At 64.9% G+C, this 5,986-nt stretch carries 7 protein-coding genes; all 7 read left to right on the forward strand.

The features are described 5' to 3' along the window. The coding region (locus tag ACCC94_RS27100; protein WP_413352692.1) for an HAD-IC family P-type ATPase at positions 1–569 on the forward strand (569 nt) is incomplete at its 5' end. A 1-nt stretch (position 570) separates the two neighbouring features. Next, positions 571–792, forward strand: coding sequence for a cbb3-type cytochrome oxidase assembly protein CcoS (gene ccoS / locus ACCC94_RS27105; protein WP_413352693.1), 222 nt, complete (start codon positions 571–573; stop codon positions 790–792). Further along, on the forward strand, positions 785–1,510 hold the full coding sequence (locus ACCC94_RS27110; RefSeq protein ID WP_413352694.1) for a sulfite exporter TauE/SafE family protein: 726 nt from the start codon (positions 785–787) through the stop codon (positions 1,508–1,510). Before ccoS ends, ACCC94_RS27110 begins: the two co-directional genes overlap by 8 nt. Positions 1,511–1,582: 72 nt before the next feature. Further along, entirely contained in the window at positions 1,583–2,965 is a 1,383-nt protein-coding gene (gene hemN, locus ACCC94_RS27115; protein WP_413352695.1) for an oxygen-independent coproporphyrinogen III oxidase, read from the forward strand. 258 nt (positions 2,966–3,223) lie between these two features. After that, positions 3,224–3,958, forward strand: a complete 735-nt coding sequence (anr, locus tag ACCC94_RS27120; RefSeq protein ID WP_017516826.1) for a transcriptional regulator Anr — start codon at positions 3,224–3,226, stop codon at positions 3,956–3,958. A 115-nt stretch (positions 3,959–4,073) separates the two neighbouring features. Next, positions 4,074–4,622: an adenine phosphoribosyltransferase gene (locus ACCC94_RS27125; RefSeq protein WP_413352697.1), complete on the forward strand. Its 549-nt coding sequence runs from the start codon at positions 4,074–4,076 to the stop codon at positions 4,620–4,622. A 289-nt stretch (positions 4,623–4,911) separates the two neighbouring features. Then, on the forward strand, positions 4,912–5,742 hold the full coding sequence (locus ACCC94_RS27130; RefSeq protein WP_413352698.1) for a metal-dependent hydrolase: 831 nt from the start codon (positions 4,912–4,914) through the stop codon (positions 5,740–5,742). The last annotated feature ends 244 nt before the right edge of the window (positions 5,743–5,986 follow it).

Consider the following 5,986-nt stretch of genomic DNA (forward strand, 5'->3'; position numbering starts at 1 on the left):
CCAGCCGCGCGCGCGGCTGGCGCACCTTGCTGCTGTCCGGCGACAGCTCCCCCATGGTGGGCAGCGTCGCCGCCGAACTGGGGATCGACGACTGTCGCGGCGGCCTGCGCCCGGACGACAAGCTGGAAGTACTGCGTCAGTTGCACCAGCAAGGCCACCGCGTGCTGATGCTGGGCGACGGCGTGAACGACGTCCCGGTGCTCGCCGCCGCCGACATCAGCGTTGCCATGGGCTCGGCCACCGACCTGGCCAAGACCAGCGCCGACGCGGTGCTGCTGTCCAACCGCCTGGACAGCGTGGTGCAGGCCTTCGGACTGGCCCGCCGGACTCGCCGGGTGATCATCGAGAACCTGGTCTGGGCGGGGCTGTACAATGGCCTCATGTTGCCCTTCGCCGCCCTCGGCTGGATCACGCCCGTGTGGGCCGCGGTGGGCATGTCGATCAGCTCGCTGACCGTGGTCCTCAACGCCCTGCGCCTGACCCGGCTGCCCAAGGGTTCCGACGCCACGTCAGCCACCCCGGCCCACTCTGCCGCCCTGCAGGCGGCGCAGGCGCTGCCACGGAGTTGAAATGCCCGCTCTCTACATAATGATTCCGGTTGCCGTGGTCATAGTCGGCATCTGCATCGCGATCTTCTTCTGGGCGGTGAACAGCGGCCAGTACGACGACCTGGACGGGCCCGCCCACAGCATCCTGTTCGACGACGAAGACCCCCGCCACCAGGCCGGCATCGACGAAGCCGAGGGTGACGACGCGCATTCCAGCCACAAACAGGACAAGCGCGATGCCTGACTTGGCGCCGCTGCTGGCGTCGGCACTGATCCTCGGGCTGCTGGGCGGCGGTCATTGCCTGGGCATGTGCGGCGGCCTGATGGGCGCGCTGACCATGGCCATCCCGCCGGAACAGCGTGGCCGCCGCCTGCGCCTGCTGCTCGCCTACAACCTCGGCCGCATCCTCAGCTACGCCTGCGCTGGCCTGCTACTCGGCCTCGCCGGCTGGGCGGTGGCGCGTACGCCGTTCGCCGCGGCGCTGCGGGTGATCGCCGGCCTGCTGCTGATCGCCATGGGCCTGTACCTGGCTGGCTGGTGGAGCGGCCTGACGCGCATCGAAGCGCTGGGCCGCGGCCTGTGGAAGCACATCCAGCCCTACGCCAGCCGCCTGCTGCCGGTCTCCACAGTGCCTCGCGCACTGCTGCTCGGCGCGCTCTGGGGCTGGCTGCCCTGCGGCCTGGTCTACAGCACGCTGCTCTGGGCCACCAGCCAGGGTTCGGCAGTGGACAGCGCCCTGCTGATGCTCGCCTTCGGCCTCGGCACCTGGCCCGTCCTGCTCGCCACCGGGCTCGCCGCGGAGCGCATCACCGCGCTGTTGCGTAAGCGCAGCGTGCGCATGGCGGGCGGAATCCTGGTGATCCTCTTCGGCCTGTGGACCCTTCCCGGCCCGCACCAGGCCTGGATCATGGGCCACGAGATGCACGCCAGCGCCGGCATTCCCCACCATAAAGCCGCTTGATACAGGTCAACAGGCCTCTGTCGGACTCTCCCTAGACTGCGCAGGAAAAGCTCGCCACCGGGGAACATCGGCATGCTCGACAATATTCGCTGGGACGCAGATCTGATACGCCGATACGATCTGTCCGGTCCGCGCTACACCTCCTATCCCACCGCCGTGCAGTTCCACGAAGGAGTCGGACCCTTCGACCTGCTGCACGCGCTGCGCGATAGCCAGAAGGCGCAGCGCCCGCTCTCGCTCTACGTGCACGTGCCGTTCTGCGCGAACATCTGCTACTACTGCGCCTGTAACAAGGTCATCACCAAGGATCGCGGCCGCAGCGCGCCCTACCTCGCCCGGCTCATCCATGAAATCGAGATCGTCAGCCGTCACCTGGGCCGCCAGCAGCAGGTCGAGCAGTTGCATTTCGGCGGAGGCACCCCGACCTTCCTGAGCCCCGGCCAGCTGCGCGAACTGATGGCGCAGTTGCGCACCCACTTCCACTTCGTCGACGGCGATTTCGGCGACTACGGCATCGAGATCGACCCGCGCGAGGCCGACTGGTCGACCATGGGCCTGCTCCGCGAGCTGGGCTTCAATCGCGCCAGCATCGGCGTGCAGGACTTCAACCTGGAGGTGCAGCAGGCCATCAACCGCCTGCAGAGTTTCGACGAGACCCGCGCCATCATCGATGCGGCGCGCACGCTGCAATTCCGCTCGATCAACATCGACCTGATCTACGGCCTGCCCAGGCAGACCCCGGACACCTTCGCCCGCACCGTCGAGCAGGTCATCGCCCTGCAGCCCAACCGGCTGTCCGTGTTCAACTATGCGCACCTTCCCGAGCGCTTCCCGCCGCAGCGGCGTATCAACGCCGAAGACCTGCCCTCCCCGGCGCAGAAACTGGAGATGCTGCAGCGCACCACCGAGCAACTGGAAGCCGCCGGCTACCGCTACATCGGCATGGACCATTTCGCCCTGCCGGACGACGAGCTGGCCATGGCCCAGGAAGACGGCACCCTGCAACGCAACTTCCAGGGCTATACCACCCACGGCCATTGCGACCTGGTGGGCCTGGGCGTCTCCTCGATCAGCCAGATCGGCGACCTCTACTGCCAGAACAGCAACGACATCGCCGACTACCAGAACACCCTCGACCAGGGCCAGCTCGCCACCCGCCGTGGCCTGCACTGCAACAAGGACGACCTGATCCGCCGCGCCGTGATCCAGCAGCTGATCTGCCATTTCCAACTCGACTTCGAGGACATCGAGGACCTCTACAACATCGACTTCCGTGGGTATTTCGCGGAAATCTGGGGAGACCTCGAACGCTTCGCGCAGGATGGCCTGATCACCCTCGGCCCGCGCGGCATGGACGTCAGCGCCGCCGGCCGGTTGCTGGTGCGCTCGCTGTGCATGCTGTTCGACCGCTACCTGCCGATGCAGAACCTGCAACGCTTCTCGCGGGTCATCTGACCCGCGGGTTCCCTGCGGCACGACCGACGGTACGGGGCCAACTGTCGCACCCATTGATACAGGATATGTCCGCAGCCCCCGGATGTACGAACAGCCCTGAATCGGCACTTTTCGAAAGGATTCGAGCCCGCCCCAACCCCTACGGAACCCTCATCCCCGTCGCTGGAACCAGCGATTCAGACAGGTCGCCAACTGGCGCGCGGCTTGCCGTCTGCGGTACCCTTGGTTTTTGTGTGCCATCCCATTCAAGGAACACTCATGGCCGAAACCATCAAAGTGCGCGCCCTGCCCCAGGCGCACTGCAAGGATTGCAGCCTGGCTCCCCTCTGCCTGCCGCTGTCGCTGAACCATAGCGACATGGACGCCCTCGACGAGATCGTCAAACGCGGCCGACCGCTGAAGAAGGGCGAATTCCTGTTCCGCCAGGGCGATACCTTCGGCTCCGTCTTCGCCGTGCGCTCCGGCGCGCTGAAGACCTTCAGCATCACCGACGGCGGCGAAGAGCAGATCACCGGCTTCCACTTGCCCAGCGAGCTGGTCGGTCTGTCCGGCATGGACACCGAGAGTTATCCGGTATCGGCCCAGGCCCTGGAAACCACCTCGGTCTGCGAGATTCCCTTCGAGCGCCTGGATGAGCTGTCCGAGCAACTGCCGCAACTGCGCCGCCAGCTGCTGCGCGTGATGAGCCGCGAAATCCGCGACGACCAGCAGATGATGATGCTGCTGTCGAAGAAGACCGCCGACGAGCGCATCGCCACCTTCCTGGTGAACCTCTCCGCGCGCTTCCGCGCCCGTGGCTTCTCGGCCCAGCAGTTCCGCCTGGCCATGTCGCGCAACGAGATCGGCAACTACCTGGGTCTGGCGGTGGAAACCGTCTCCCGCGTGTTCACCCGCTTCCAGCAGAACGGCCTGATCGCTGCCGAAGGCAAGGAAGTGCACATCCTCGACTCCATCGAACTGTGCGCGCTGGCCGGGGGCCAGCTGGAAAGCTGACAGACGCGAAAGCTGACCCATTGGTTGACTTTCCGGTCATCGAAAACGGGCTCGCCGACTGGCGGGCCCGTTATACTTTGGCCTCTGCAAAAACCGCATCAGGTGCACATCCAGCATGATCCTCAACCAACTCGACCTGAAGTCCGTGATCCGCGCCGTTCCCGACTTTCCCAAGCCCGGCGTCATGTTCCGCGACATCACCCCGCTGTTCCAGTCGCCGCGAGCCCTGCGCTTCGTCGCCGACAGCTTCATCCAGCGCTACGTCGAGGCCGATTTCACCCACATCGGCGCCATGGATGCGCGCGGCTTCCTGATCGGTTCGATCATCGCCTACGAGTTGAACAAACCGCTGGTGCTGTTCCGCAAGCGCGGCAAGCTGCCGGCCGACGTGCTGGCCCAGGCCTACGAGACCGAGTACGGCGAAGCGCTGCTCGAAGTCCACGCCGACAGCCTCTGCGAAGGCGACAGCGTGCTGATCTTCGATGACCTGATCGCCACCGGCGGCACCCTGCTCGCCGCCGCCCAACTGGTGCGCCGCATGGGCGCCAGCGTGTTCGAGGCCGCCGCGATCATCGACCTGCCGGAGCTGGGCGGCTCGGCCAGGCTCAACGATGCGCAGATCCCTACCTACAGCCTGACTGCGTTCGCCCTCGACGAGCAGTGACAGACTACTGCCGGTCACAACGGGCGCTTCGGCGCCCGTTTTCGTTTCCGTCGCTCTCGATCCAGACGCCCCATCCAATGGCTGGTCGTGGCCCCTTTGGCCTGATTCGACTTGGCCACGGCCAGATATGACCTGGCGATTGTCCGACAAGACTCCGAACATGACATCAACCGATGACACATTCCCAGGTGGCATCGCGAACTAACGACAGGGCTTGCCCGGGTCGCCGCAGCTGCCACTTGCCGCGCCCCCGTCCACCAGGCGCCCGCAAAACAACAAGGAGTTAGTCATGAACGCCAGTACCACACCGATCCGCGCCAATTTCCCGGTCCGCCGCATGGATTTCAGCTTCAGCGAAACGCCGAAATACTGGTGGGACGGGCAGCCCTTCATGACCCACTTCATGAACAACCTGTCCTCGTTGTTCCCCTACGGCGAGAAGTTCTTCGTCGATAGCGTGCGCGCCGTCCGCGAGCGCATCCAGGACCCGCAACTGCAGAAGGACGTGAGCGCCTTCATCGGCCAGGAGGCCATGCACTCCAAGGAGCACGCGGCGTACAACGAGTACGCCGACGAGCACGGCATCGACCTGGAGACCCTCGAACTGCGCATCAAGGTGCTGCTCGAATCCATCAGCAAGGTCACCACCAAGAAGCACCAGCTGGCGATCACCTGCGCGCTGGAGCACTTCACCGCGACCATGGCCGAGCAACTGCTCAAGCGTGAAGACCTGAGCGCCCAGATGAAGTCGGACAAGATGTACAAGCTTTGGATGTGGCATGCCGTCGAGGAGAACGAGCACAAGGCGGTGGCCTATGACGTCTACCAGCAGGTCTACGGCGGCTACTTCACCCGCACTGCGGTGATGCTGCTGACCACCGTGATCTTCCTCAGCGTCATCGCCGGCTTCCAGATCAACCTGCTGCGCCGCGATGGTCAGCTGTTCAACTGGCGCAGCTGGAAGCATGGCCTGGGTGTGCTGCTGCACCCGCGCCGCGGCTACTTCGTCAACCTGATCCGCCCGTGGCTGGACTACTTCCGCCCCGGCTTCCACCCCTTCGACCACGACACCAAGGCGCTGGAAACCCGCTGGAAGGAAACCCTGGATTTTGCCGGTTGAATTCCCGCGCGAATGAAAAACGCCAGGCAATAGCCTGGCGTTTTTCATTCAACCCCATGGTGCCGGATAACGTTTTCTGTAGGAGCGAGCTTGCTCGCGAACGAAATATCCGGCGGCTCCCATGCTGAGCGGGTTCGCGAGCAAGCTCGCTCCTACAAAAGCAAAGATTCAGGGCGCAAACGCCCTGAGGAACAACGCCACCACTTCCTGCACATGGGCCTCGGCTTCCGCCTCGGTGGGCGGT

Origin of the sequence: Pseudomonas sp. Pseusp97 (genome assembly GCF_047304025.1) — a bacterium.
GTDB lineage: Bacteria > Pseudomonadota > Gammaproteobacteria > Pseudomonadales > Pseudomonadaceae > Pseudomonas.